Source organism: Rhodococcus sp. 2G (assembly GCF_001886355.1).
GTDB classification, from domain to species: domain Bacteria; phylum Actinomycetota; class Actinomycetes; order Mycobacteriales; family Mycobacteriaceae; genus Rhodococcus; species Rhodococcus pyridinivorans.
Genome location: NZ_CP018063.1, coordinates 1,144,085 through 1,170,487, shown reverse-complemented (window position 1 = coordinate 1,170,487; position 26,403 = coordinate 1,144,085). Strand labels below are relative to the sequence as shown.

At 69.6% G+C, this 26,403-nt stretch carries 24 protein-coding genes; 5 read left to right on the top strand and 19 right to left on the bottom strand.

The window, feature by feature from the left end:
* Positions 1-25: 25 nt before the first annotated feature.
* Positions 26-964: a non-homologous end-joining DNA ligase gene (gene ligD, locus BO226_RS05500; RefSeq protein WP_064256379.1), complete on the bottom strand. Its 939-nt coding sequence runs from the start codon at positions 962-964 to the stop codon at positions 26-28.
* 135 nt (positions 965-1,099) lie between these two features.
* Here ligD and BO226_RS05495 point away from each other — a divergent pair, with 135 nt between their 5' ends.
* Both BO226_RS05495 and BO226_RS05490 read left to right on the top strand, forming a co-directional pair.
* Positions 1,100-2,638, top strand: coding sequence for an ATP-dependent DNA ligase (locus BO226_RS05495; protein ID WP_071936362.1), 1,539 nt, complete (start codon positions 1,100-1,102; stop codon positions 2,636-2,638).
* Positions 2,639-2,643: 5 nt separating this feature from the next.
* Entirely contained in the window at positions 2,644-3,489 is an 846-nt protein-coding gene (locus BO226_RS05490) for an NAD-dependent protein deacetylase (RefSeq protein ID WP_071934771.1), read from the top strand.
* A gap of 5 nt (positions 3,490-3,494) precedes the next feature.
* On the opposite strand, the gene proB is transcribed toward BO226_RS05490, so the two are convergent.
* From proB to BO226_RS05445, 9 genes are all read right to left on the bottom strand, one after another.
* Positions 3,495-4,598, bottom strand: coding sequence for a glutamate 5-kinase (proB, locus tag BO226_RS05485; protein ID WP_006551186.1), 1,104 nt, complete (start codon positions 4,596-4,598; stop codon positions 3,495-3,497).
* A gap of 51 nt (positions 4,599-4,649) precedes the next feature.
* Positions 4,650-6,107 (bottom strand): GTPase ObgE, encoded by a 1,458-nt coding sequence (gene obgE / locus BO226_RS05480; RefSeq protein ID WP_019289071.1) that lies wholly within the window; start codon positions 6,105-6,107, stop codon positions 4,650-4,652.
* 140 nt (positions 6,108-6,247) lie between these two features.
* Positions 6,248-6,511, bottom strand: a complete 264-nt coding sequence (gene rpmA / locus BO226_RS05475) for a 50S ribosomal protein L27 (RefSeq protein WP_006551184.1) — start codon at positions 6,509-6,511, stop codon at positions 6,248-6,250.
* 36 nt (positions 6,512-6,547) lie between these two features.
* Positions 6,548-6,859, bottom strand: coding sequence for a 50S ribosomal protein L21 (gene rplU, locus BO226_RS05470; protein ID WP_006551183.1), 312 nt, complete (start codon positions 6,857-6,859; stop codon positions 6,548-6,550).
* A gap of 234 nt (positions 6,860-7,093) precedes the next feature.
* Positions 7,094-10,477, bottom strand: coding sequence for a translation initiation factor IF-2 N-terminal domain-containing protein (locus tag BO226_RS05465; RefSeq protein WP_071934770.1), 3,384 nt, complete (start codon positions 10,475-10,477; stop codon positions 7,094-7,096).
* A gap of 445 nt (positions 10,478-10,922) precedes the next feature.
* Positions 10,923-11,342 carry a nucleoside-diphosphate kinase gene (gene ndk / locus BO226_RS05460; protein ID WP_006551181.1) on the bottom strand — a complete coding sequence of 140 codons (420 nt, stop codon included), beginning with the start codon at positions 11,340-11,342 and terminating at the stop codon, positions 10,923-10,925.
* 9 nt (positions 11,343-11,351) lie between these two features.
* Entirely contained in the window at positions 11,352-11,762 is a 411-nt protein-coding gene (locus BO226_RS05455) for a DUF4233 domain-containing protein (RefSeq protein ID WP_006551180.1), read from the bottom strand.
* Positions 11,759-13,180, bottom strand: a complete 1,422-nt coding sequence (folC, locus tag BO226_RS05450) for a bifunctional tetrahydrofolate synthase/dihydrofolate synthase (RefSeq protein WP_006551179.1) — start codon at positions 13,178-13,180, stop codon at positions 11,759-11,761. The genes BO226_RS05455 and folC overlap by 4 nt, the downstream gene beginning before the upstream one ends.
* On the bottom strand, positions 13,177-15,837 hold the full coding sequence (locus BO226_RS05445; protein ID WP_024100598.1) for a valine--tRNA ligase: 2,661 nt from the start codon (positions 15,835-15,837) through the stop codon (positions 13,177-13,179). Before BO226_RS05445 ends, folC begins: the two co-directional genes overlap by 4 nt.
* Before the next feature lie 182 nt (positions 15,838-16,019).
* Here BO226_RS05445 and BO226_RS05440 point away from each other — a divergent pair, with 182 nt between their 5' ends.
* Positions 16,020-16,385, top strand: a complete 366-nt coding sequence (locus BO226_RS05440; RefSeq protein ID WP_024100597.1) for a hypothetical protein — start codon at positions 16,020-16,022, stop codon at positions 16,383-16,385.
* A gap of 32 nt (positions 16,386-16,417) precedes the next feature.
* On the opposite strand, the gene BO226_RS05435 is transcribed toward BO226_RS05440, so the two are convergent.
* Entirely contained in the window at positions 16,418-18,412 is a 1,995-nt protein-coding gene (locus BO226_RS05435) for a S9 family peptidase (RefSeq protein WP_024100596.1), read from the bottom strand.
* Positions 18,413-18,537: 125 nt separating this feature from the next.
* Here BO226_RS05435 and thiD point away from each other — a divergent pair, with 125 nt between their 5' ends.
* A complete protein-coding gene (gene thiD, locus BO226_RS05430) occupies positions 18,538-19,329 on the top strand; it encodes a bifunctional hydroxymethylpyrimidine kinase/phosphomethylpyrimidine kinase (RefSeq protein ID WP_006551175.1) in 792 nt (263 codons plus the stop codon).
* A gap of 22 nt (positions 19,330-19,351) precedes the next feature.
* On the opposite strand, the gene BO226_RS05425 is transcribed toward thiD, so the two are convergent.
* Genes BO226_RS05425 through BO226_RS05390 form a run of 8 tightly spaced genes read right to left on the bottom strand, consistent with a single transcriptional unit; the run spans position 19,352 to position 25,631 of the window.
* Positions 19,352-19,957 (bottom strand): GNAT family N-acetyltransferase, encoded by a 606-nt coding sequence (locus tag BO226_RS05425; RefSeq protein ID WP_071934769.1) that lies wholly within the window; start codon positions 19,955-19,957, stop codon positions 19,352-19,354.
* A gap of 9 nt (positions 19,958-19,966) precedes the next feature.
* Positions 19,967-21,178, bottom strand: coding sequence for a winged helix DNA-binding domain-containing protein (locus BO226_RS05420; protein ID WP_071934768.1), 1,212 nt, complete (start codon positions 21,176-21,178; stop codon positions 19,967-19,969).
* Positions 21,179-21,237: 59 nt separating this feature from the next.
* Entirely contained in the window at positions 21,238-22,218 is a 981-nt protein-coding gene (locus BO226_RS05415) for a heme-dependent oxidative N-demethylase family protein (RefSeq protein ID WP_019289064.1), read from the bottom strand.
* A 24-nt stretch (positions 22,219-22,242) separates the two neighbouring features.
* The gene (locus BO226_RS05410; RefSeq protein WP_006551171.1) at positions 22,243-22,719 is read right to left on the bottom strand and encodes a dimethylamine monooxygenase subunit DmmA family protein; all 477 of its coding nucleotides are present in this window, start codon (positions 22,717-22,719) and stop codon (positions 22,243-22,245) included.
* Positions 22,716-23,741, bottom strand: a complete 1,026-nt coding sequence (locus BO226_RS05405; protein ID WP_083543586.1) for a heme-dependent oxidative N-demethylase family protein — start codon at positions 23,739-23,741, stop codon at positions 22,716-22,718. Before BO226_RS05405 ends, BO226_RS05410 begins: the two co-directional genes overlap by 4 nt.
* Positions 23,738-24,733, bottom strand: a complete 996-nt coding sequence (locus BO226_RS05400) for a PDR/VanB family oxidoreductase (protein WP_006551169.1) — start codon at positions 24,731-24,733, stop codon at positions 23,738-23,740. The genes BO226_RS05405 and BO226_RS05400 overlap by 4 nt, the downstream gene beginning before the upstream one ends.
* On the bottom strand, positions 24,733-25,233 hold the full coding sequence (locus BO226_RS05395) for a dimethylamine monooxygenase subunit DmmA family protein (RefSeq protein WP_071934767.1): 501 nt from the start codon (positions 25,231-25,233) through the stop codon (positions 24,733-24,735). The genes BO226_RS05400 and BO226_RS05395 overlap by 1 nt, the downstream gene beginning before the upstream one ends.
* Positions 25,234-25,253: 20 nt before the next feature.
* Positions 25,254-25,631 carry a cupin domain-containing protein gene (locus tag BO226_RS05390; RefSeq protein ID WP_060651112.1) on the bottom strand — a complete coding sequence of 126 codons (378 nt, stop codon included), beginning with the start codon at positions 25,629-25,631 and terminating at the stop codon, positions 25,254-25,256.
* A 377-nt stretch (positions 25,632-26,008) separates the two neighbouring features.
* Here BO226_RS05390 and BO226_RS27935 point away from each other — a divergent pair, with 377 nt between their 5' ends.
* The gene (locus BO226_RS27935; RefSeq protein ID WP_071934766.1) at positions 26,009-26,398 is read left to right on the top strand and encodes an amidase family protein; all 390 of its coding nucleotides are present in this window, start codon (positions 26,009-26,011) and stop codon (positions 26,396-26,398) included.
* The last annotated feature ends 5 nt before the right edge of the window (positions 26,399-26,403 follow it).

Sequence of the window (26,403 nt, the reverse complement as noted above, 5' to 3'; positions counted from 1 at the left end):
GGCCACCGTTACCGGGCCATAGGGCTCACTCCGACGGCTTCTCGTCGCGTTCCGCCCATTCCAGGAGCGGATCGAGGGAGAAGACCGCGTCGTCGATACCCGAGTGCAGGTCGCCGAGTTCCTCGAACCGCTTCGGCACGGTCCGGATCGTGAAGTCCCGCGGTTCGAGGTCGTCGATCTCCTCCCACCGCACCGGAGTGGAGACCGTCGCCTCCGACACACCGCGGACCGAATAGGCACTGGCGATCGTGTGGTCGCGCGAGTTCTGGTTGTAGTCGACGAAGACCGCCGACGGGTCGCGTTCCTTGCGCCACCATGCCGTCGTCACGTCGCCGGGCGCGCGTCGTTCCACCTCCCGCGCGAAAGCCCATGCGGCCCTTCGGACGTCGTCGAACTCCCATTCCGGCGCGATCCGGACGTAGACGTGCAGGCCGTCGCCGCCCGAGGTCTTCGGCCAGCCCACGGCACCGAGTTCGTCGAGCACCTCGTGCGCCACCTTCGCGACACGCCGGACCCGGTCGAAATCGCAGTCGGGCATCGGATCGAGGTCGATCCTCCACTCGTCGGGTCGCTCCACGTCGCTGCGCCGCGAGTTCCACGGATGGAACTCCACGGTGGACATCTGCACGGCCCACACGACGTCGGCGAGATGGGTCACGCACAGTTCGTCGGCATCGCGGTCGTAGCGCGGGAAGTGCACCCGCACGGTCTCGACCCAGTCCGGAGCCCCGCGCGGCAAACGCTTCTGGTGTACCTTCCGCCCTTCGAGCCCGTCGGGGAACCGGTGCAGCATGCAGGGCCGTTCGCGGAGTGCCCGGACGATCCCCTCCCCCACGCTCAGGTAGTAGTTCGCGAGGTCGAGCTTGGTCGCCCCGATCTCGGGGAAGTACACGCGCTCGGGGTGCGAGATGCGCACCGTGCGACCGTCCACGTCGAGTTCGACTGCATCGGCGTCCTTGCTCATCCGCGTCTCCCGTCCCTCCCTGCGTGGAGGCGTCCTGTGCACCATCCTGGCCTCTCGATTCCCACCCCCGTGCGGAAATACACCCCGGCGCACGATTTCCTCCGCGTGGCACGTCCGGGCGCTAACGTCGAAGCGATGCTGCTGCACTCGGTTGTCGACACCTCCGTCGCCGTCGCCGCCACACGGTCACGACGCACCAAGATCGATCTGCTGCGGGAATTACTCGGGCGCGCCGAACCTCACGAGGTCGAAGCGGTGGTCTCATGGTTGTCCGGAGAGATGACCCAGGGTCGCCTGGGTGTCGGTTTCCGCACCCTCGCCGGCCTCTCCGCACCGGTCGCCGACGATCCCGTGCTCGACGTCGACGAGGTGTCCGGCTTGCTCGACCGCCTCGCCGGCATCTCCGGTTCCGGATCCACCTCCGCGCGGCAGCAACTGCTCCTGGATCTGTTCGGACGGGCCACCGAGGCCGAGCAGCGTTTCCTCGTCGCGCTCCTCGGCGGTGAGCTGCGGCAGGGCGCGCTCGAAGGGGTGATGACCGATGCGGTCGCAGCGGCAGCCGGTCTCCCCGTCGAACCGGTCCGTCGGGCGGTGATGTTGTCGGGCCGACTCGCGCAGGCCGCAGCGGCGGCCTTCGAGGGTGGTGTCGACGCGCTGGCGGAGTTCGGCCTGGAGCTCGGCCGACCGGTCCGGCCGATGCTCGCCTCACCCGCCGAGTCGCTCGAGGCGGCACTCATCGAGTTCGACGGGGCGGTGAGCGTGGAGTACAAACTCGACGGTGCACGCATCCAGGTGCACCGCCACGAGGACGCGGTGTGGATCTTCACCCGCACGCTGCGCGACATCACCGCATCGGTCCCCGAACTGGTCGAACTCGTCCGGGCGCTGCCGTGCCGCAGTGTCGTACTCGACGGCGAGACACTCGCGCTCACCGATGCCGGCCGTCCCCGACCGTTCCAGGAGACCATGAGCCGGTTCGGTGCCCGCTCCGAACGCGAACTGCTTCTCCACCCGTACTTCTTCGACTGCCTGCACCTCGACGGCGCCGACCTGCTCGACGAGCCGCTGTCGGTGCGTCGCGACCATCTCGCCCGCGTCGCGGGTGAGCACCGCATCCCCACGCTCGTCGCTCCGGACGCCGACAGCGCCGAGGCGCACCTCGGTGACTCGCTCGGCAACGGTCACGAGGGCGTCATGGTGAAGTCGCTCACATCGACCTACACCGCCGGCCGCCGGGGCCGAGCCTGGCAGAAGGTCAAACCCGAGCACACCCTGGATCTCGTGGTGCTCGCCGCCGAATGGGGTTACGGGCGCCGCACCGGCTTCCTGTCCAACCTGCACCTCGGTGCCCGCGACCCCGACGGTGGTCCGCCGATCATGGTCGGGAAGACGTTCAAGGGACTCACCGACGCGCTGCTGCAGTGGCAGACAGAGGAATTCCCACGCCACGAGACACACCGCGACGAGCACACCGTCCACCTGCGACCCGCGATCGTCGTCGAGATCGAACTCGACGGAGTGCAGACGAGCAGCCGCTATCCGGGCGGGGTGGCGCTGCGCTTCGCACGGGTGCTGCGGTACCGGCCCGACAAGTCGGCCGCCGACGCCGACACCATCGATGCGGTCCGCGCGCTGCTGCCCGCGGCACCGGTTCCCGGAAGCGGCCTACCGTAGAAGGAGTGATCGACGTTCCACTCCGTTCCGACGACCTGCCCACTCTCCTGCACGGCCGTCGGATCGCTGTTCTCACCGGCGCCGGGCTGTCGACGGACTCCGGTATCCCCGACTATCGCGGACCGGACTCGCCGCCCCGCAACCCGATGACCTACCAGCAGTTCGTCGGCGACGCGGAGTTCCGGCAACGCTACTGGGCCCGCAACCACGTCGGCTGGAAGCACATGGACGCCGCCCGCCCGAATCTCGGGCACCGGGCGCTCGCGGCCCTCGAACGCGCCGGTTCGGTCGTCGGCGTGATCACCCAGAACGTCGACCTGCTGCACACGAAGGCCGGCAGCCGGCAGGTCGTCGACCTGCACGGCACCTACGCGCAGGTCCGATGCCTGTCGTGCGAACACCTCATCTCGCGGTTCACGCTGCACGAACGGCTGTGCGCGGCCAATCCGGGATTCGACGACCGGATGCGCGCGACGACCGGTCTCGAGGTCGCCCCCGATGCGGACGCGGTGGTCACCGACACCGAGGACTTCGTCGTCGTCGACTGCGAGCGCTGCGACGGGATGCTCAAACCCGACATCGTGTACTTCGGGGAGACGGTGCCGCGCCCGCGCGTCGATCTCGCCTTCTCGGTGGTGGACGGTGCCGACGCCCTGCTGGTCGCCGGGAGTTCACTGACGGTGCAGTCGGGGTTGCGGTTCGTACGTCGCGCCGTGCAGCGGAACATCCCGGTGGTGGTGATCAATCGTGGCCCCACCCGCGGGGATGCGCTGGCGACCCTCAAGCTCGAGGCGGGTACCTCGGAGACCCTCGCCTTCCTGGCCGACGCGGTGACCGCACCGACTTCGTGAGGTTCTCAGACCACCCGGACGAGGTCGTCGGCGTGCACGACGGGTCGCTGGAGATCCGGCGGTAGCTGACCGGTCGAGAAGCCGATCATGAAATCGAGTTCGGACGCGTCGTAGGCCACCACCCCGCGCGCGACCGTGCGGCCGTCGGGCGCGACGATGCCGACGACGTCGCCGGCGTGGAAACCGCCACTGGTGCCGGTGATTCCGGCGGCGAGCAACGAGCGTCGCCGCTCCATCACGGCCCGCACGGCACCCTCGTCGAGATACAGCGAACCGTGGACGTCGGCGGCGTGCCTCACCCAGAAACGCCGCGCCGACAGACGCTGTGGGCGGGCCGCGAAGGCCGTGCCGACGTCGGCGGCGCCCAGCGCACGATCGGCCTGGGAGGCCGCGGCGAGCAGCACCGGCACGCCGGAGTCCGCCGCGAGGCGGGCCGCGGACAGTTTCGACGCCATGCCACCGGTGCCCAGCGCGCCGCCCGACCCGGCGACCACACCGTCGAGATCCTCGGGGGTGCGGACCTCGGGGATGAGGTTCGCGGAGCCCTTGCGGGGATCCCCGTCGTACAAGCCGTCGACGTCGGACAGCAGGATCAGCGCGTCGGCGCCGATGAGATGCGCGACGAGTGCAGCGAGCCGGTCGTTGTCGCCGAAGCGCAGTTCGACGGTCGCGACGGTGTCGTTCTCGTTGACCACCGGCACCGCCCCGAGTGAACGCAGCCGGTCGAGGGTGCGTTGCGCGTTGCGGTGCTGAGTGCGCCGGCCGATGTCGTCGGCGGTGAGGAGCACCTGGCCCACCGTGCGGTCGTAGCGGGCGAAGGAGGTGCCCCAGGCGTGGGCGAGGGTGAGCTGCCCGACGCTGGCCGCGGCCTGCTTCGTCGCGAGATCACGCGGCCGACTCGTGAGACCGAGCGGTGCGAGCCCGGCACCGACCGCACCCGAGGAGACCACGATGACACTCGAACCCGTGCGGATGCGGGCCTCGATGGCATCGACGAGACGATCGAGCCGGCCACGGTCGAGTCCACCCACCAGGCTCGTGATCGCCGACGAGCCGATCTTGACCACTACGCTGCGGGCGTGGGAGACGACCTCCCGGGTGTCGCTCATGTTCTCCTCGGTACGCTTCGGGCTTCCTGAACGGTGGGGACGCGCGGACGGTTACTCGAACTCGTCGTCGGTGGCCAGGCCGCGGCGCACCTTCTTCGCGTGACGACGCTCGGCAGCGCCGACGCGGTCGACCTGGTCGAGACGGGCATCGGTGCCGCGACCGGTGGGCACGACGTCCACGCCGGCCTGCGTCTGCGGTTCCCACTCGAAGCCGACCTCGCCGATGGTGACCCAGCATCCGGGTTCCGCGCCGAGCTTGACGAGCTTGTCCTCGACGCCGAGACGGGCGAGTCGGTCGGCGAGGTAACCCACGGCCTCGTCGTTGTCGAAGGCCGTCTGGCGCACCCACCGCTCGGGACGGGTGCCCCGCACGATGAATCCGCCGGGCACCTCGGGATCGCGGACCACGGTGAAGGCCTCCTCGTCGCGGGCGACGGGACGGATCACCGGGCGGGTGGGCGCGGCCGGCGGATGCGCCGCCCGGTACTCGTCGACCATCCTCGCGAGGGCGAACGTCAGCGGACGCAGGCCGTCGCGGCTCACGGCCGAGATCGTGAAGACCGGCCAGCCACGGGCCTCGAGTTCGGGGGTGACGAACTCGGCGAGTTCTTTCGCGTCGGGCACGTCGGCCTTGTTGAGGATGACGATGCGGGGGCGCTCGGCGAGGTCGCCGAGTCCGCTGTCGCCCGACAGCGCAGGCTGGTAGGCGGCGAGTTCGGCCTCGAGCGCGTCGATGTCGGAGATCGGGTCGCGGCCGGGTTCGAGGGTCGCGCAGTCGACAACGTGCGCGAGCACGGCGCAGCGCTCGAGATGACGGAGGAAGTCGAGGCCGAGGCCGCGACCCTCACTGGCGCCGGGGATCAGGCCGGGCACGTCGGCGACGGTGAAGGTCGTGTCGCCCGACTGCACCACACCGAGATTCGGCACGAGGGTGGTGAACGGGTAGTCGGCGATCTTCGGCTTGGCGGCCGACAGCACCGACACGAGCGACGACTTGCCGGCCGAGGGGAAGCCCACGAGGCCGACGTCGGCGACGGACTTCAGTTCGAGGACGAGGTCGAGTTCCTCGCCTTCCTCACCGAGGAGCGCGAAGCCGGGGGCCTTGCGTGCCTTCGACGCGAGTGCGGCATTGCCGAGACCACCGCGACCGCCGTGCGCGGCGACGAAACGCGTGCCGGTGCCCACGAGGTCGGCGAGGATGCGGCCGTCACGGTCGAGTACGACGGTGCCGTCGGGAACCTTCAGGACGAGGTCGCCGCCGTTGGCACCGTTGCGGTGGCCGCCGGCGCCCTGGGCACCGTTGGTCGCCTTGGCGTGCTGGTGGAAGTGGAAGTCGAGCAGGGTGTGGACGTTCCGGTCGACTTCGAGGACGACATCGCCGCCGTTTCCTCCGTTACCGCCGTCGGGGCCGCCGAGCGGCTTGAACTTCTCGCGGTGGACGGAGGCGCAGCCGTTGCCGCCCTTGCCGGCGCTGACGTGCAGCACCACCCGGTCGATGAAGCGGGACATGGGTGGACCTTCTCTCGTCCTAAAAAACAAACCTGGTGATCAACGCAACAAGGGCGGGTCAGGGTGTGCGACCCTGGCCCGCCCCTATTGGGAGTATGTCGCGGGAGCTGGTCCCGCGGTGTCCGTTACCGGACGGCAGATCAGGCGTCTGCCGCAGCCGGAACGATGTTGACGGTCTTGCGACCGCGCTTGGTACCGAACTCGACGGCACCGGCCGCGAGGGCGAACAGCGTGTCGTCGCCGCCGCGTCCCACGTTCACGCCGGGGTGGAAGTGGGTGCCGCGCTGGCGCACGATGATCTCGCCGGCGTTGACGGCCTGGCCACCGAAGCGCTTGACGCCGAGTCGCTGTGCGTTCGAATCGCGACCGTTACGGGAGCTGGATGCGCCCTTCTTGTGTGCCATGACGAACCCTCCTGGGGTTGAAGCTCGAAGCTCGGTTTACTTGATGCCGGTGACCTTGACGACCGTCAGCTTCTGACGGTGGCCCTGGCGCTTGTGGTACCCGGTCTTGTTCTTGAACTTGTGGATGCGGATCTTCGGCCCCTTGGTGTGCTCGACGATCTCGCCGGTGACCGAGACCTTGGCCAGCTTGTCGGCGTCGGTGGTCAGTTCGGATCCGTCGACGACGAGGACCGGGGCAAGCGAGACAGCAGCGCCGGGCTCACCCTCGATCTTCTCGACCTTGACGAGGTCGCCTTCAGCGACCTTGTACTGCTTACCGCCGGTCTTGACGATCGCGTACGTTGCCATCGGACGGCTACCCCTTGCTTCTTCGAACGTGCTCGCGCCACAGTGCTGCGGACGCGACTGGTCTGGTGTGGTTGCTGACTCGGGTCCCGCCGGCATCCTGAATCCGGACGCGGCTGGGCACTATCGCCGAGTAGCGACTGAACAAGATTACGGGAAGGTGACTCCCAGGGTCAAACCGGGTGGCACGGTAGTGCCCGCTTCCGGGCCGGTCGTGACCGGCCCGGAAGCGGAGGGTCACGCTTCGGCGTCCACCGGAGGTCCGGCGGGGCGCCCTGCGGCACGCCGCGAACGCGGCCGCCGCACGATCTCCACCGGCGTCTCGACCGGTGTGCTCGGCCGGGAGTCCGACTCGGCCCCCGTGGACGACCCGGTCGTCGCGGGGACGACGAACACCTTGGCTGTAGGCCCGCCGTCCCCGGCGGGCGCTGCGGCCGCCCGGGCGACCCTGCGTGCCCGACGGCGACGCGGAGCCGGTCCTGCGGCCTCGACGGAAGCCGCTCCGTCGGTGCCCTCCCCTGCGCCGGAGACGGCCGTCTCGGACACGGCAGCCTCGGGAACAGCGGTCTCCGCGACCGCGGCTTCGGCTGCTGCGACCTCTGCCTCGATCTCGGCGGGCTCGTCGGAGGCGGTCGTCACCGTGGTGGCGTCCTCCCCTGCGACGGGCTCCTTCGTCGGTGCGGCGACCTTCTCGGGCTCGACGGCCCGCAGCGGCTCGGTGACCTTGACCGGGTCGACGTCGCCCGCAGGTGCGGACGCCGCCTCGGATGCGGTCTCGGTCGCTGCCGGCTCTGCGGCCGGAGCGTCCGCGGCCGGTGTCGAGTTGTGCGCGGCCATCGCGAGCGCGACGGGGTGCGCGGCACGCTTGACGACCTCTTCGGGCGACGGCGTCGTGTGCGTCTCGGCGGCGGGCTCCTGCGAACTCTTGTCGCGTCCACGCTTACGCCGCGAACCACCGCCGGACGAACGACCGGAGTCGTCCGAGGACTTCGACTCGATCGGCTCCGAGTGCACGATGAGGCCGCGGCCGCTGCAGTGCTCACAGGTGGTGGAGAACGCCTCGACGAGACCGGTCCCGAGCCGCTTGCGCGTCATCTGGACCAGGCCGAGCGAGGTGACCTCCGAGACCTGGTGGCGGGTGCGGTCCCGGCCGAGGGCCTCGGTCAGGCGACGCAGTACGAGGTCGCGGTTCGACTCGAGGACCATGTCGATGAAGTCGACGACGATCATGCCGCCGATGTCGCGCAGGCGCATCTGGCGGACGATCTCCTCGGCCGCCTCGAGGTTGTTACGGGTGACCGTCTCCTCGAGGTTGCCGCCGGAACCGGTGAACTTGCCGGTGTTGACATCGATGACGGTCATCGCCTCGGTGCGGTCGATGACGAGCGTGCCGCCGGACGGCAGCCACACCTTGCGGTCGAGAGCCTTCGCGAGCTGCTCGTCGATGCGGTGCGCACCGAAGACGTCCACCGAGTTCTCCGAACGGTAGCGCTCGACGCGCGGCAGCAGGTCGGGTGCGACCGTCCGGATGTAGCTCTCGACGGTGTTCCACGCCGAGTCGCCCTCGATGACGAGCTTGGAGAAGTCCTCGTTGAACAGGTCTCGCACGACCTTCACGAGCAGATCCGGCTCCTCGTAGAGCGTCTTCGGCTGGCCCGAGGCGTCGGCCTGCAGCTTCTCGGACTGCTCGCGGATCGACTCCCACTGCGTCTGCAGGCGGGTGACGTCGCGCGAGAGTTCCTCCTCGCTCACGCCCTCGGCGGCGGTACGGATGATCACGCCCGCCTCGGAGGGGACGATCTCGCGGAGGATGTCCTTCAGACGCTTGCGCTCGGTGTCGGGGAGCTTGCGGCTGATGCCCGTGGACGAACCTCCCGGCACGTAGACCAGGAAGCGTCCGGCGAGGCTGATCTGGGTGGTCAGACGCGCGCCCTTGTGACCGACCGGGTCCTTGCTGACCTGCACGACCACCTGGTCGCCGGGCTTGAGGGCCTGCTCGATCTTGCGGGAGTTGCCTCCGAGGCCGGCGGCCTCCCAGTTCACCTCACCCGCGTAGAGCACGCCGTTGCGGCCACGGCCGATGTCGATGAACGCCGCCTCCATGGACGGGAGGACGTTCTGCACGCGACCGAGGTAGATGTTGCCGACCATCGACGCCGAACCGGAGGTCGTGACGAAGTGCTCGACGAGGATGCCGTCCTCGAGCACCGCGACCTGCGTCATGCCCGCGTGGGAACCGCCCGTGCGTTCGCGCACGACCATGACCCGGTCGACAGCCTCGCGGCGGGCGAGGAACTCGGATTCGGTGAGGATCGGGGGCCGGCGGCGACCGGCCTCGCGACCGTCGCGACGACGCTGACGCTTCGCCTCGAGGCGCGTCGAACCGCTGATGCCCTGGACCTCGTCCTTGGCGCGGCTCTTCGGACGCGGCTCCCGCTCGTGGACGACCGTGGGAACCGAGTCGTCGTCGGTGCTCGCGGTGTCGGTGTCGGAACCGCGACGGCGACGGCGACGGCGACGACGACGGGACGTCCCCCCGCCCTGCTCGTCGTCGGTGTCGTGCTCGTCGCTGCTCTGCTCGTCGCCCGAGGCGGACTCGTCGGAGGTGCTCTCCTCGGTGCCGGCGGTCTCCTCGGCGGGAGTCTCCGCTGCGGTGGACTCCCCTGCGGTGGACTCCGATTCGGCGGACTTCTCCGTCTCCGCGGCGGCGGACTCCGAGTCCTCGCCGGTCGCGGTCGTCTCGTCCTGCTGGTCGGTGTCGGTGCCGTCCCCGCGTCCACGTCCACGACCGCGACGTCCGCGTCGGCGGCGACGCGGCTGGTCGTCCTGGTCTTCGTCCGCCTGGTGCGACGGCGCTTCCTCGGTGGACTCGGCGGCCGGCTCGGCGGTCTGCTGCTCGTCCTCGGCCGGTGCCTGCTCGGTGTCCTTTCCGCGGCGTGCGCGCCGGCGACGCGGGCGGGTCTCCTCCTCTCCCTCGGCAGGCGAGGGTACCTCGGGCTGGAGGAACAGCGGTGCAGCGACGATCGGCTCGGCCGTGGTGGACGGCTCGGGCATCTCGAACAGCGGCGTGCTCTGCTCCACCGACGTGAACAACCCGGTGGGTCCTCCGACGGAGGGGATCTCGACGGCCTGCGGTGCGGTCTCGTCCGCGGTCTTCTCGGCGGGTCGCAGCTCGTCGCTCTCGACCGGCGCGGCCTCGGCGGTCTCCGCAGCCTCGGCCGTAGGCTCGGGAGTCGTCTCCGCGGCAGGCTCGGGGGCGGTCTCGGCCTCGGGAGCCGTCTCCGCCACAGCTTCGGGAGCTGTCTCGGCTGCAGCTTCGGGAGCCGTCTCGGCTGCAGCTTCGGGAGCCGTCTCGGCTTCCTGCACGGCGGGCTCGGCCGTGCCCGTGTCGTCGCTCAACGCAGCGTGCAGGTCCTCCGCGACGTCGCGTGGGAGGGTCGAGTGCGCACTGCGCAGCTCGGTGCCGCGCTCGGCGGCTTTCGCGATCACCTGCTTACTGGTCAGCCCCAGCAGCTTGGCGAGGGCATGGACGCGGATCTTGGCAGGCAGACCGAGGAGGTTCCGTCCCCCTGCGTCCGACGCTTCGATCGAGTTGTTCTCCGGCGGCTCTTGATCGGCCACGTAGGTCTCCTAAGGCCCCCGGGCGCGTCCACCACCGACAACAGCGATGTGAGCGGCCACGCGGGGGCGCAGCTTGTGTACTCGCGCCGGGTGGGCGCGAGTCCTTCCGGTCTCGCATCGCGCGGTCGTCCGGTGCCCGTTTTCACTGCACGGCCGAGCAATGCCTGGCTTGATCGCGGGTCGAGCGCCGGAACATCCAGCGTGCCGCCGAGCGAGGTGTCTCCTTCGTCCTCGGCCACAGCGATGTCGGGCATCGATCCGTGATGTCGTTCGGTCGCTCCGCACGCGGTGTGTGCGGAGCAACCTCTGCCAGTATCCCACACGGAGATGCACGGATACGCCAACGGCGCCCCGGAGGGCGCCGTCGGCGGTGTCGGGAGGCGCGAAGCGCGACGCCCCGAGAGGTTTCGTGAGCGACACGCCAGGCGCCGCTCGTGCGGGGCTGTTACTTCGCAGCCAGGGCGGGGAACCAGAGAGCGATCTCGCGCTCGGCGGACTCCACCGAGTCGGAGCCGTGGACCAGGTTCTCGCCCGGGTCCAGGCCGAGGTCGCCGCGGATCGAGCCGGGCACAGCCTTCTCGACCGGATCGGTGCCACCGGCGAGTTGACGGAACGCCGCGATCGCGCGCGGGCCTTCGAGGACCGCGGCCACGAGGGGGCCGCCGGTGATGAACTCGATCAGCGAGGGATAGAAGGGTTTGCCCTCGTGCTCGGCGTAGTGCGCTCCGGCGACCTCCTCCGTCGCAGTGCGCAGCTCGAGAGCCACGATGTCCAGCCCCTTGCGCTCGATGCGCGAGAGGATCTCTCCGACGTGACGGCGTGCGACGCCGTCGGGCTTGATCAGTACCAGGGTCCGCTCAGTCACGCGACAAGCCTAGAGGTCGTCCCGCTGGCCCGGCAGCAGACCCCTGGATTCGCGATCCCTGATGTCCTTGCGCAGGTAGAAGATGTACGCCCACACCGCGGCGAAGAGCACACCCACCGCACCGAACGCGAGGTCGACGAAGAAGCCGAGCACGGCGAGCACCTGCAGCGTGATGTTGAACGGGATCGCCCACGACTTCTTCTGCACCCCGGCTCCGAGGAACATGAGAACGGCGAGGCCCACGACGTAGGTCGTCGACCACGCGCTCAGTCCCCCGCCGACGGTCGCGATCACCGGCAGCACCAGCAGCACCACGATCGCCTCGAGCACGAGCGTTCCCGCCATCACGCCGCGGAAGCCCTTCCAGGGGTCCGTCGTCGGCGGCCGGAACTTCTGTTCCTCCGGCTTGTCGTTGCTCACGCGGGATCCTTTCCGAACAGACTGCGGGCCGCACCTGCGGTCACCACCGAACCGGTGACCACGACCCCGGCGCCCGACACCGCTTCGCCGGGCTCGCCGACCTCCTCCGCGATCGCGATCGCGGTTTCGATCGCATCCGGGAGCGTCGCCGCGGTGACGACCCGTTCGTCGCCGAATCGGGCGACGGCGATGTTCGCGAGATCGTCGACGTCCATCGCTCGCGGCGACCCGTTGTGGGTGACGACGATCTCGTCGAAGACCGGTTCGAGCGCCTCGATCAGACCTGCGACGTCCTTGTCGGCCATCACGCTCACGACGCCCACGAGCTTGCGGAAGTCGAATTCCTGGGCGAGCGCGGCCGCGAGGGCCTTCGCGCCGTGCGGATTGTGCGCGGCGTCGAGGAAGACGGTGGGCGCATTGCGCACCCGCTCGAGCCGGCCCGGCGTGGTCACCGACGCGAACGCGTCGCGCACCGCCTCGACATCGAGCTGCTTGCCGGGGCCCGCCCCGAAGAACGCCTCGACCGCGGCCAGCGCGACCGACGCGTTGTGCGCCTGGTGCTCGCCGTGGAGCGGCAGGAAGATGTCGGTGTAGAGACCCCCGAGACCCTGCAGGTCGATCTGCTGTCCGCCGACGGCGACCGCACGCCGCACCACCGCGAACTCGGATCCCTGACGGGCCACGGCCGCGTCGGCCTCGACGGCCTGCCGCAGCAGCACGTCCATCGCCTCCGGTTCCTGCTGCGCGATGATCGCCACGGTGTCGCGGGGCACGAGACCGTCGTCGGGTGCCTTCTTGATGATCCCGGCCTTCTCCCCCGCGATCTCCGTGAGGGTGTCGCCGAGATAGCCGGTGTGGTCGATGCCGACGGGCGTGATCACCGCGACCTGCCCGGTGACGACGTTCGTGGCGTCCCACCGTCCGCCGAGACCGACCTCGACGACCGCCACGTCGACGGGTGCATCGGCGAACGCCGCGAACGCCATGGCCGTGGTGACCTCGAATTTGCTCATCTTCGGGCCACCGGCCGCCTCGGACTGCTCGTCGATCATCCGGACGTACGGTTCGATGTCGCGGTAGGTGTCGACGTAGGTCCGCGGCGAGACCGGCGCGCCGTCGATGCTGATCCGCTCGGTGGCGAGCTGCAGGTGCGGGCTCGTCGTCCGGCCGACCCGGTGGTGCATGCGGGTGAGCAGCGCGTCGATCATCCGGGTTGTCGACGTCTTGCCGTTCGTGCCGGCCACGTGGATCGACGGGTAGCTGTTCTGCGGCGAGCCGAGGATGTCCATGAGCGCGGCGATCCGCGCCAGGGACGGCTCGATCTTCGTTTCCGGCCAGCGCTTGTCGAGCTCGGCTTCGACGAGCGTCAGTTCGGCCAGGTCCACCGGGGACGGCGCCCCCGGGGTGTCGGTGCTCACGCCGCGCCCAGCTCCTTCAGTCGTGCGGTGATCCGTGCGATCTCCTCTTCCGCGATCTGCTTGCGACCGCGGATCTTCTCGACCACCTGATCGGGCGCCTTCGCGAGGAAGGCCTCGTTCGACAGCTTCGCGGAGGTGCCCGTCAGTTCCTTCTCCGCGGCGGCGAGATCCTTGCGCAGGCGCGCGATCTCGGCGCCGACGTCGATGCTGCCGGAGGTGTCGAGCTCGACGGTGACCGTCGCGCGGCTCAGCCGGACCTCGATCGACGCGGTGGCCGAGAACGAGTCCTCCGGCGCGGTCAGGCGCGCGAGCGACTGCACGGCCGGCACCTGCGCGACGAGATCGGCGTCCTCGACACCGACGAGCCGGGCCGCGACCTTCTGCGACGGCTTGAGACCCTGGTCGCTGCGAAACCGGCGGATCTCGGTGACGAGCCTCTGCAGGTCGGCGACCCGCTGCGCCGCGGTCTCGTCGGTGGCGATGCCGGACGTCTCGGGCCAGGACGCGACGACGACGGACTCGCCACCGGTGAGCACCTTCCACAGGGTCTCGGTGACGAACGGGATGACCGGGTGCAGCAGGCGCAGCAGCTGGTCGAGGACGGTGCCGAGCACAACCTTGGTGCCGTCGGCGTGGGCGCTGCCCTCGGCGAGCTGGACCTTGGCGAGCTCGAGATACCAGTCGCAGACCTCGTCCCACGCGAAGTGGTAGAGCGCCTCGCACGCCTTCGAGAACTCGTAATGATCGAAGGCCGCGTCGACCTCGGTCCGCACCTGCTCGAGGCGGTCGAGGATCCACCGGTCGGCGTCGGTGAGCTGCTGGCGGGCCGGGAGCTCGCCGATCACCGCGCCGTTCATCAATGCGAACTTGGTCGCGTTGAACAGCTTGTTCGCGAAGTTGCGCGACGACTGGGCGTGGTCCTCACCGACGGCGAGATCGCCACCCGGGTTCGCGCCGCGCGCCAGCGTGAAGCGCAGGGCGTCGGCGCCGAAACGCTCGACCCAGTCGAGCGGGTCGATGCCGTTGCCGCGCGACTTCGACATCTTCTTGCCGAACTGGTCGCGGACGAGGCCGTGCAGGAACAGATCCCGGAACGGCACCTGCGCCTGGTGCACCGCGTCGTCACCCGACACGTAGGTGCCGAACATCATCATGCGGGCGACCCAGAAGAACAGGATGTCGTAGCCGGTGACGAGAACGCTGGTGGGATAGAACTTGTCGAGCTCGGGGGTCTTCTCCGGCCAGCCCATCGTGGAGAACGGCCACAGGCCGGACGAGAACCACGTGTCGAGCACGTCCGGGTCCTGCTCCCAGCCCTCGGGGGCGATCTCGTCGGGGCCGAAGCACTCGACCTCGCCGTTCGGGCCGTACCAGATCGGGATGCGGTGACCCCACCACAGCTGACGCGAGATGCACCAGTCGTGCATGTTGTCGACCCAGTCGAACCAGCGCGGTTCCTGGCTCGCCGGGTGGATGACGGTGTGACCGTTGCGCACCGCGTCGCCGGCAGCCTTGGCGAGCTTGTCTACCTTGACCCACCACTGCATCGACAGCCGCGGCTCGATGGTCTCGCCGGACCGCTCGGAGTGGCCGACGCTGTGCAGGTAGGGGCGCTTCTCGGCGACGACGCGGCCCTGCGCGGCGAGTTCCTCGCGGATCGCGATGCGCGCCTCGAAACGGTCCATGCCGTCGAAGCGGGTGCCGGAGTCGGCGATACGACCGGCCTTGTCCATGATCGTGGGCATCGGCAGGTCGTGCCGCAGGCCCATCTCGAAGTCGTTGGGGTCGTGCGCAGGCGTGATCTTCACTGCGCCCGTACCGAATTCGGGGTCGACGTATTCGTCGGCGATGATCGGGATCTGCCGGCCGGTGATCGGGTGCTCGAGCGTCGTGCCGATGATGTCCTTGTAGCGCTCGTCTTCGGGGTGCACCGCGACGGCGGTGTCGCCGAGCATCGTCTCCACACGAGTGGTAGCGACGACGACGTGCGGCTCGTCGTCGTTCAGGGAGCCGTAGCGCAGGGAGACGAGTTCGCCCTCGACCTCCTCGAACTTCACCTCGATGTCGGAGATCGCGGTCTGCAGCACGGGCGACCAGTTGACCAGGCGCTCGGCGCGGTAGATCAGCCCCTCGTCGTAGAGGCGCTTGAACATCGTCTGCACCGCGCGGGACAGCCCCTCGTCCATGGTGAAGCGGTCGCGCGACCAGTCCACACCGTCGCCGATGCGACGCATCTGGCCCTGGATCATGCCGCCGGACTCGGCTTTCCACTGCCAGACCTTCTCGATGAAGGCCTCGCGACCGAGGTCCTCCTTCTTCTTGCCGTCGGCGGCGAGCTGCTTCTCGACGACGGTCTGGGTGGCGATGCCGGCGTGGTCCATGCCGGGCAGCCACAGCACCTCGTAGCCCTGCATGCGCTTACGGCGGGAGAGCACGTCCATGAGGGTGTGGTCGAGGGCGTGACCCATGTGCAGGCTGCCGGTGACGTTCGGCGGCGGCAGGACGATCGAGTACCCGGGCTTGTCGCTCGTGGGGTCGGCCTCGAAGTAGCCGGCGTCGACCCACTGCTGGTAGAGCTCCGCTTCGACGGCGCTGGGGTCCCAGCTCTTGGGAAGGGCGTCGGCGGGGTTCTGCGAGTTCTCTGGCGCACTGGTCACCCGTCAATCGTAAGCGTCGCGGCGAACCTCCTGGACACGGGCCACGACAGAGATGGACAAGGGTCGCGACAGAGCCGGACAGGGGTCGCGACAGAAGAGTGTGGCCCGCTCCCCGACCGGGTATCGCAGTGCCGGGCGGCCGAATGCGCGGACGCCGAACGGACAGGACGGAGGACACCGTCATGATGCGGGCATTGATTTTCGCTGCAGGTGCGGCCGCGGGATTCGTCGCGGGGACCCGGGCGGGACGCGAGACCTACGACAAGATGCGGGGGCGTTCGAACGAGCTGTGGCACAACCCGGCAGTGCAGGAAAAGGTCATTCCTGCGGTACAGGACAAGGTGACGGAAGCGGCCGGCGTCGTGAAGGAGAAGGCACCGCACCTCCAGGAGACGGTCGGTGGTCTCGCCGAGAAGGTCACCCATCGCGGCGGATCGGGTCAGCACTCGGCCGGTTCCGGTTCCGCGACGAGCGAGTCGACACCGGCCACCGACGAGCCCACGCGTCCGCCGGTCTCGCCGGGCGACCAGCCGCGCCCGCCCGAATAGCGAGGCAGTAGACCCCGAGCGGACGTCCTCGGTCAGCTCAGCTCGTCCGGCAGGTCGAGCGGGCGACCGAGCACGTGCTCGGACAGGAACGCCTCGACGGTCCGGTACCAGATCTTCGAGTGCTGAGGCTTCAGCACCCAGTGGTTCTCGGACGGGAAGTACAGGAAGCGGTGGACGGTGGTGCCGTCGTCCTCGGCGGGTCGACCCGATTCGTTGAGCAGCTCGTACCACAGGCGCAGGGCTTCGCCAATCGGGACGCGATAGTCCTTGTCGCCGTGGATCACGAGCATGGGCGTGACGATGTCGGCGACGAACAGGTGCGGTGAGTTCTCGACCGCCATCTCCGGGGTCATCTCCCGCTGCCAGTACCAGGCAACGTCGGTGGTCGGGGTGAACTGGTCCAGCGCCCACAGACCCGCGTGGGTGACGACCGCGCGGAACCGGTCGGTGTGCCCGGCGATCCAATTGGCGAGATATCCACCGAACGATCCGCCCATCACCGCGGTCCGCTCCTCGTCGATATCCTCACGCGCGACCGCGGCATCCGTGACGGCCATCAGATCGGTGTACGGTTCGCTCCCCCACCGACCCCAGCCACGCCGCACGAAGTCGTCGCCGTAGCCGGTGGACAGTGCGGGATCGGGCAGCAGCACCGCATAGCCGCGGGCGACGAGGAGCCACGGGTTCCAGCGCCACGACCAGGTGTTCCAGCTGCTCAGCGGACCGCCGTGCACCCACAGAAGCATCGGCGCGGGGTCGTCGGCGGACGCCGTGTGCGGAAGCGCGAACCACGCCCGCAGCGGCGTGCCGTCGGCGGCCTCGGTGGTCAGTTCCTCGAGACGTCCCGGCAGTTCCGGGAGCGCAGCGGGAGCACGTAGCGGCGTGACGGTGCCGGCGTCCGGTCCGGTGAGGTCGATGCGCACGGGGTGCGGCGGCGCTTCGTAGGAGGCGCGCAGCGCGTACGCCCTGCTGCCGTCGGGTGCGAGACAGACGTCCGTGTAGGCGGCGTCGTCCGCGGTCAGGCGGTCGGGCTGAGCGGACCCGAGTCTCTGCACGAAGACCGGCGCACGGCCGTGATCGTCGGCGGTGAGCACGAGACCGGAACCGTCGGGCAGCCAGGTGACGGAAGTGGGACGTCTGTCCCATTCAGGGGCCTCGATGGTCGTGGTTCCGCTCGCGATGTCCAGGACGCGGACGGTGATCTGCGGCGGGTTCTCCGCGTCGCCCATCGATTCGTGCAGGTAGGCGAGCTTCGTCCCGTCGCGCGAGATCGACGGGTGCGTCGCGTCGCCGGTCTCGTCGTCGACGAGCGGGGTGCGCAGGCCGGTGCCGAGATCGACCCGCACGAGCGTGACCCGGCGCGAGGCGAGCGGACCGGGGACCACCCAGGTCGCGGCGGCGAACGAACCGTCGGCAGCGATGTCGACGGAGCCATCACGCAGCGACCCTCGGATCCCGGGCGTGAGGTCGGTGAACCCGTGGCCGCACGTGTCCGGGACGAGCAGGTGCGGCTGGTCGGGTCCGAGATCGTGGTCCCAGTAGCGCACCGGATAGCCCGTGTGCAGCACCGCGGTGACGACCTTGTCCTTACGGGCGTCCCGGATCCGTTCGTCGTCGGACTCGCTGTGGCCGAGGACGGACGCGACGAGGACGATCCGGTCGGCCCCGGATGCCGCGTGCACCGATGCGAATCCACCCTTGCGGGATCCGACCTGCTCGGCCTCGCCGCCCGCTGCGGGCAGTCGCCACAGCGACACCGGCGGATCGTCCTTGCCCCGGGCGGCGGTGAACAGCAGATCGCCGGACGCGGTGAAGGTCGGGTTCGATTCACCCGTGGTGCCGTGGGTGAGGCGTCGCGCCGGGGCGTTGCCTTCGGGATCTACCTCCCACAAAGCCTCGGTGTACGAGGTGGCCTTGTCGTCGAGCGTCGACTGCGTGATCACCAGGCGATTCCCGTCCGGGGACATCGTGAGGGAGGTGACGCGAGGAAGCGCCAGGTAGTCGTCGAGCTCGTGGAAGGCCGTCATGCCTGGACGATATCGGGAGCGGCGGTGGGCGGTCCGCAAGGTGGCACCGAGTTCGTCTGTAACCTGGTCGTTCGGCGGGTACATCCCGTGGCAACGCCGTCACCCAGTCCGAACGGAGCACTCACATGGTCGACCTCGCATACGTCATCGCCGGCTCGGAAGCGACCGGTGGCGCCGGTCTGCAGGTCGACCTCAAGACGTTCCAGCAGCTCGGTGTGTACGGGGTGGGCACCACGACGTGCATCGTCTCGTTCGACCCGAAGAACAACTGGGGCCACCGCTTCTTCCCCGTCCCGGCCGACGTGATCGCCGAGCAGATCGAGGCCGCCACCGCCGCCCACAATCTCGACGTGGTGAAGATCGGCATGCTGGGCACGCCCGCGACGATCGACGTCGTCGCCGAGGGACTCGAGAAGCAGGACTGGCGGCACGTCGTGCTCGACCCGGTCCTGATCTGCAAGGGCCAGGAGGCCGGCGCGGCCCTCGACACCGACAACGCCCTGCGCGCGCAGGTGCTCCCCCACGCCACGGTCGTCACCCCGAACCTGTTCGAGGCACGGACGCTGTCCGGGATGGACGAGATCACCTCGGTCGACCAGCTCATCGAGGCGGCGCGTCGCATCCACGACCTCGGCCCGAAGTACGTCGTCGCGAAGGGCGGCGTCGAACTCGACGGCGAGGACGCCGTGGACGTGCTGTTCGACGGCTCCGAGGTCACCCTCCTGACGGCACCGAAGGTCGGCAACGAGCGTGTCTCCGGCGCCGGCTGCACCCTCGCCGCCGCGATCACCGCCGAACTCGCGAAGGGCGCGTCGGTCGCCGACGCCGCGGCCCGCGCGAAGGATTTCGTCACGACCGGGATCAAGGGCCGCGTGTCCGCCAACACCCCGTTCGACACCGTCTGGCAGGGCGCCTGATCCGAAGGCGGGAAGCATCCCGTCAGCGCGGCTGCCGCCACATCCCCCACAGGGTCGGCCCACCACCGGGGACGACGATGGCGCGGGTGACCTCGAACCCGAACCGCTCGTAGTAGGGAACGTTCGATTCCTTGCTCGACTCGAGGTAGGCGGGGGCGTGTTCGGCGTCGGCGCGGTCGAGGCCGGCCTTCATCAGGGCTTTGCCGAGGCCGGTCCCCCGCGCATCAGGTGAGGTGCCGATCGTCGACAGGTACCAGTGCGGTTCGTCCGGATGCGCCGCGTCGAGGGTGACGTTGACCTGCCCTCCCCGCTTCATGTAGCGGCCGAGCGCGGCGTAGAAGCCGGGCAGGAGGCGGAGCGAGGTCCACGCATCGGTGCGCCATCGTCCGGGCGGCGCCCACATCGCCGCGCCTCCGACGGTCCCACCGGACTCGGCGATGTCGGTGGCTCCCAACGGCACCATGTGGTGGCGGGCGTCGGCGGCGAAGAAACGGGTCATGCGGCGGATACGGTGCTCCTCGTCCGGGAACATCCACGCGAAGACCGGATCGTCGAAGAACGCCGCGGCGATCACCCGAGCGAAGACCGGAATGTCGCGGCGCGTGGCGGTTCTCGGTTCGACGGCCATGTCGGCAGCCTACGACGAAGACGTGCCCGACGACCTGCCTTCCGTCGCCAGTTCCTTCGCGAGGGGCGTGGAGAACCGCGGCATCACCCGCACCCCACCCAGCCAGTCGTCGAGGCGGGCGGCTTCCTCGCGTAGCACCGCGGTGCCTTCGGCGCCGATGTCCTCGAGCAGATGCAGGCTCACCGCTCCCGTGTCGGTCTGCCACCACGTGCCGACGATCCGTCCGTCCCACCAGGCGGTGGGACCGGCGTTGCCGTTGGAGTCGAACAGCGCCTCCTTGTACGGCCCGAGATACCACTCGCGTTCGGTCCACCCCATGACCGTGGGGTCCAGACCGGGCAGCAGTGCACCCCACGGTTCGACGGGAGCGGGCTCGTCCACGTCGTCGGCCAGGAGGTAGCCGGGACGGCCGTCGAGATCGACCTCCACCACGTCGAGTTCGGCGAGGGCCGCGCGGACGGCAGTGAGGGTGGAGCCGAGCCACCATTTCAGATCCCCCTCGGTGCCGGGACCGAATGCGCGCAGCCACATCCGCACGAGTTCGCGCACACCCGTCGCCTCGTCGACGGGGTCGACGGCCGAGCCCAGCCACGACTCGGTGGTCGTCCAGGTGGGGCGCGAAACCCGCCACGACCCCTTGTTCGACGCCCGGACCACTTTCCCCTCGGCGGAGAGCACCGTGAGCACGCGAGGCGCGAAGGTGACCGGCCCACCCCAGGATTTGCCGGCACCGAACTCCAGCGCGCCGTCGAGGAGCGGGATCTCGGCCTTGAGCTCGCTCGATGTCGCCTCCCGCCCGTCGGCCAGGGCGGCGAGGATGTGGCGGCTCACCTCGTCGAGCCAGCTCTCGCCGTCGTCGTGCAATCCGGCCTTCACGACGTCCTTGACGACCGTGCGCCGTTGTGCGGCGGCAACCCGGGCGCTCGCCCCGGCCTGCACCACCGGGAGGGTGTCGAGCGGGACGACGAAGACGGTGCGCCGCATGGCCATGTGTTTGACCATGGTGCGGTCGTCGTAGAGCGCCCTGTCGAGGTCGGCCACGGTGAACCCGTCCACACGTGCCCACGCCGACAGGTAGACGGTCGCCGGGTCGGTGCCGTGCAGGCACACCAGGGACGTCGCCGCGTCGACGGCGTCGGGGGCGCGGTGGGCGGGATGCAACCGGTGCCGGACGGCCAGTCGTGCCCGGCGTTCGTCCACGTCGATCCTGGGTGCGGCCATGGCCGTCATCGTAGGACCGGCCACCGACCTCGGGCGCGCGGTGAAGGGGCCCCGCGGCCTCAGGCTGCTCGTTCGCGCAGCCAGGCCATCGCCTCCATCCGGTACTCGTCGATGCCCTTGTACTGCGCGATCTCGCGCGGCAGCTCCTCGACGATGTCGGCGAGCTGGTACGCCCACTGCGGGTAGGCGGCGATCTCGGCGAGGGGTGCCATGTAGGTGCGGATGTTGAACACGATCGCACCGGTCGTCGGCAGCCGGATGAGGTGCTCGAGTTCGATGCGCAGCTGGATCCTCCCCCAGTCCTTCTCGGCCATCAGGCGGGGGATGTCGTCCATCCACTCGGGCATCGTCTCGAGGCTCGTGTCGCGGCGCCGCGAGCCGACGGCCGAGAAGGTCCAGTTCACCCGTCGGTAGGGCTGGTCGGCGGTGAGCCGGCGCAGGAACTGCTCGGCCCGGTCGGTGACCCCGTCGCGCGTGAGACCGGGTACGGGACGGTGGATCTCGTGCATGCTCATGCCGATGTCGAATTTCACCGACCAGTCGGCGGAGGAGGTCACCACGGCGGCGTCGAAGTAGAGGTGGCCGTCGCGTTCGGTGACGAGCAGGACGTCGTCGGGGATCTGGCAGGCGACGAACACCAGCGGGTGTTCGGGCAGCGTCTCCGGATCACCCGGGACGAAGGTGCAGTCGATTCCGAGAGGTTGGTTGCGCCAACGGTATCCGGATCCGAGGCGGTCGAGGGTCATGAGGTCGGGATACGACGCGGCCATCTCGCGGAAGTAGAACATCAGCAGGTCCCACGAGGCCGGGGTCATGTGCGGGAGGTAGCGGACCCGGTGCGGGTCCCGCTCGAGGATCCCCTGTCGCAGGGCCATCATCTCGACGTAGTCGGGTCCGAGGTCGACGATGTGTTCGCCCCAGCCGCCGGCGAACGTGTCGACGCGGCGGCGGGCGGGTTCGACGTTGACCCCGTAGCGGAATCTGTTCTCACCTTCGAGAAAAGGCCACGGGAGATAGGACAGGTCGCTGGTAACGGTCACATTCGGTCCTTCCGGTCGGTTCTGTCAGGCGACGGCTCCGAGATAGGTGCCGTGGTGACTCGACAGGTGCGGGCGGATCTCGAGGGAGATCCCGCACCCGGCGCACGAGATCCTGTCGCCGGGTCGCGCGTCGGCCCGCTGTGTCGTCTCGCAGTGGGGGCAGAAAACCGTCAGCGTCACCGTCGACGTGACGTAGGTGATGAGTTCGCAGGGCAGGGCGCCGGCCTGCCGGGCGGCGGCGGTGTAGGCCATGGCCTCGGCGGCCGGACCGGCGACGAGGATGCGTGATCCCGCCCGCAGCGCGGCGACCGCTTCGGCGGCGCGACCGGGTGTCGGGTCGTAGAGGGCGGCGGCGTCGCGTCCAAGTTCGGAGGCGTCGGCCATCCAGTGCCGCACCGCCTTTCGCGCGAGTTCGCAGTCGCTCGCGGCGAGGACGAGGAAGGCGCGACCGGCACGGTCGAGTGCGGGTGGGTCGCCGTGGACGAATCCGGAGGCCTTCACGACCGCACACCCCCGTAGGTGCGGAGCCAGCGCACCCCCGGTTCGCGGGTGCGGGTGATGCCCTTGTAGTCGGCCATATCCTCGGGCAGCTCCTCGAGGACACGGCACAACCGCTCGGCCCATTCCGGTACGCGGGCGATGTCCTCGAAGGGCAGCAGGTAGGTGCGGATGAGGAACATGATCGCGCCGGAGACACCGAGGCGCACGAGGTGCTGGACCTCGACGCGCAGGTTCAGCCGGCGCCCCACGTCCTCGAGCGGCCCCTCGGCGAGCAGCCGCCGGTCGCGTCCCCACACGGGATAGGTCTCGGTGGACTGGTCGAGGAGGCGGTCGACGCTGAGCGACCAGTTGGTGCGGCGGTACTGCCGGCCGGGCTGCAGGCCCATGAGGAACTGCTGGGCGCGCGGGATGACCCCTTCGGTGTGCACGCGCGGGACGGGCCCGTGGATCTGCAGGAAGCTCATGCCGACGTCGAAGCGCAGCGACCAGTCGGCGGCGAAGGTCACCAGTCCGGCGTCGCCCCAGAGGGCACCCTCACGCTGGTCGAGCAGCACGACGTCCTCCTGGAGGTGCCTGCCGACGAACAGCAGGGGTGGTTCGGGCAGGGTGGACGGATCACCGAACACGAAGGACTGTTCGACGCCGAGTGCCCGGTTGGTGAATCGCCGGGCCGCACCGTCCCCGTCGAGCGAGAACGTCTCGGGGTGGGCGGCGGTGAGCATCCGCATGAGGGTGAGCATCGCGTCCCACTGGGCGATCTCCATGTGCGGCAGAGCCTGGAACCGGGTGGGGTCCTCGGCGAGGATGCGGGTGCGTTCGGCGAGATCCTCCCGGTACCGGCCGTCGACGTCGACGGGGTGGGTCCCCCATCCCCCGACGGGTGTCTCCACGACACTGCCGGCGGGTTCGACGTTGGTGCTGTAGCGGTAGGTGTCGCGGGGGAAGGGGAACGGGAAGCGGGCGATGCGGTCGGGGATCGCCGCGCTGTCGCCGAGGGCCTCGAGGTCGATCGTGGTACTCACAGATCCAGCTCCAATCGGGGTCCGTTCGCGCGGGAGACGCACGGCATGAGGCAGTCTCCGGCCTCCTTCTCGGCGGCGCCGAGATACAGGTCGCGGTGTTCGATGTCGCCGCTCACCACGGGCAGCCGGCACTCCCCGCACACGCCCTGACGGCAGAGGCTGGGGACCGCGATGCCGCGGGATCCGAGCGCTTCGAGGAGGCTGACACCCGAGGCGACGTCCACGTCGACGCCGCTGCGGGTGAGGTGTGCGGTGAACGGTTCGCCGGGGTCGAGGTCGCCGACCCCGAAGTGCTCGTAGTGCACGCGGGCGCCGGGCCAGCCGGCGCGACCGGCACGGTCGGTGAGTTCGTCGATGAGCGCAGCCGGGCCGCACGCGTAGAGGTGGGTGCCGATCGGCTGGTCCAGCAGCGCGGGTCCCATGTGCTCCCAGAAGCCGTCGCGGCCGGTGTGGAGGTGGAGGCGGTCGCCGCACAGCTGCTCCAGGTCGTCGAGGTGGGCGGCGTCGCCCTCCCGGTGGACGTAGTGCACCTCGAACGAGCGGCCCCACTGCACGGCGGCGCGGACGTGGGACAGGATCGGGGTGACGCCGATTCCGCCGGCGACGAGCAGGTGGTGCCGCGCGGTGAGGACCGGGGCGAAGGCGCTGCGCGGGGTGCTCACCTGCACCCTGTCCCCCGCTCGCAGGGAGTGGATCCAGCGGGAGCCACCGCGGCCGTCCTCCTCGAGCCGTACGGAGATGCCGTAGTGGTCGGGCTCGAAACCGGGTCCGGTGAGGGAGTAGGAGTTCCGGCGGGATTGCCCCTCCGGCCCGGTTCCGCAGGTCACGACGATGTGACTGCCCGGGGTGAAGGAGGGCAGGAGTGCGCCGTCGGACGCGACCAGCCGCATGTGCCGCACGGTCGGGGTCAGTGCGGTGACCTCGTCGACCGCCAGCACCAGGCCGGCGTCGGACGGCACGTTCGTTGCGGGGCTGTCGGACATCAGGGTCATCAGCGTTCCTCCGCGTCGATCATGTAACCGAGGTAGGCCGCGTGGTGACGCGAGACATGGTGGTAGACCACGAGTTCCGCGCGGCAGTTCGGGCAGGTGGTGCACCGGCCGACCTCGACGTCGGCGAGATGGGTGGTGTGACAGTGTGCGCAGTAGACCGCGCGGTCGGCGGTGTCGATCGGGACGGGCATGATCTCCTCGTCGACGAGCCCGCCGGCCACCGCCACGGCCCTTGCGGCGAGGACGGCGGCCTCGGATCCGACGAGGACGAGTCGGCAGCCGATCCGGGAGGCGTCGAGCTGCCGTCGGAGGACGCGGGCAGCCGTGTCGCCCCACTCGGCGGGCAGACGCATCCAGTCCACCCGCCGACCGTCGAAGGACAGCAAGAGATTCCGCGCCTGCTCGGCGGCCTCGTCGCCGAAGGACAGGATCGTGAAGGTCCGTCCCCCGCCGGCGATGCTCCGTTCCTCGTCCCACCTCGGCACACTGGTGGTGTCCATACAGACGTTCACGGCATGTCCTAGGGCGCGAAGGAGCGGAGGCCGACGTAGAAGGCGAGCGCGCCTTCGGGGGTGGTGAAGCGGATGCGGGATCCCTCGGGGAAGAAGATCGCGTCGTACGCACGGGCGATCTCGACCTGGCCGGTGTCGAGGTTCTCGAGGCGGAACTCGCCGTCGAGGACGACCTTCATCTCGTCGTATTCGTAGGTGTAGTCGAGGGGCGCCTCGGTGGGTTCGAGACGGAAGTAGCCGGAGGCCATGGGGCAGCCTTCGGGATTCGGGTGGACGTCGTCGATGTAGCCCTTCGTTCCCGGGAACTCGTCGACCGACATCTGCGGGAGGTTCTTCCAGAAACCGGAGGTCACTCGGAATGCGGGCACGGTGGTGGTCTCGGACATGGCAACTCCTCAAAGGGAAGGAATGCGCGAACGCGCGGTGTGCAACGAGAACGTCGATCGCTGACGTGAAACAGACGATAATGGGAAGAAACGCAGCGATGGTTGCAGTTCTGTTAACGCGCGTAACCGATTCCTCTCGAGGGCAAGGGAATCCGGACCCTCGAGGAGGTTCCCCGGAGCCGGACGGAACATCCGTCAGCGGCCGGGATCGAAGAGGGCGCGATGCCAGATACGCGTGACGATCTCTGCGGCCCGTTCGAGCGGTATGGGCGTCTCCTGCAGGGCGTCCTGCGCGTACCAGACGTAGGCCGACCCAGCGCGGGCGGATCGCCCGGTCCGACTCCGGTGCCGTCGCCCGGCTGCGCGCCGCGGACTCGGTGATGCCCGGCAAGACCCACATACCCGAGTTCTGCCAGTGCGCGACCAGCGACAACCTGCTCGGCCGGGAGACCGGGAACCCGTGGGATCCGTCCCGTACGCCGGGCGGTTCGAGCGGTGGCGCCGCGGCTTCCGTCGGCGCCGGTCTCGCGACGATCGCGCTCGGCTCGGAGGGCGGCGGGTCCATCCGCATCCCGTCGGCCTTCAGCGGACTCGTCGGGTTCAAGCCGACCACCGGATCGTGCGCGGACGAACGGGGTTTCCGCGCGATGACTGATTTCGTCACTGCCGGCCCGCCGGCCTGGACGGTGGACGACGCCCGCATCGTGACGGAGATCCTCGCCGCCCAGATGCTCGGCGTCGCCGAACGTGCCTTCGACGACCCCTAGGGTCT